Here is a 547-nt window from a genome sequence, read left to right on the forward strand (position 1 = left end):
GCCCCGGCTTTGCCGTGGACCAGTCCGAGGCCGTGGAACTGCTGCGCGCCGTGCGCGCCACCCCCGGCGTACGCCACGTGCGCGTGGCCAGCGGGGTGCGCTTCGACCTTGCCCTGCGCGACGCGGAAGCCCTGCGCGCCTACACCATGGAATTCACCGGCGGCCAGTTGAAGGTGGCCCCGGAACACATCTGCGACAGCGTGCTGGACCTGATGCGCAAGCCCGGCCTGGCCGTGTTCGAACGGTTCCTGACCGCCTTTGCCGACCATTCCACGGCGGCGTGCAAGGAACAGTACGTGGTGCCCTACCTGCTCAGCGCCTTTCCCGGCTGCACCGACGACGACATGCGCACCCTGTCCCGCTGGCTGGTGGCGCGCGGCTGGTCGCCCCGGCAGGTGCAGTGCTTCATCCCCACCCCCGGCACGGTGGCCACGGCCATGTTCTTCGCGGGCATCGACCCTGCGGGCAACCCCGTGACCGTGGCCCGCACCGATGCCGCGCGGCTGCGCCAGCACCGCATCCTGATCCCCGACTTCGGCCTGCCGCC

Annotated in this window: 1 pseudogene; it reads left to right on the plus strand. The window is 71.3% G+C overall.

Annotated features, from left to right (window positions below):
- Nucleotides 1-547, plus strand: a pseudogene (locus tag FVW20_RS18475) (YgiQ family radical SAM protein); the annotation flags it as partial.

It is taken from the genome of Nitratidesulfovibrio oxamicus (assembly GCF_015731765.1).
Classification (GTDB): Bacteria; Desulfobacterota; Desulfovibrionia; order Desulfovibrionales; family Desulfovibrionaceae; genus Cupidesulfovibrio; species Cupidesulfovibrio oxamicus.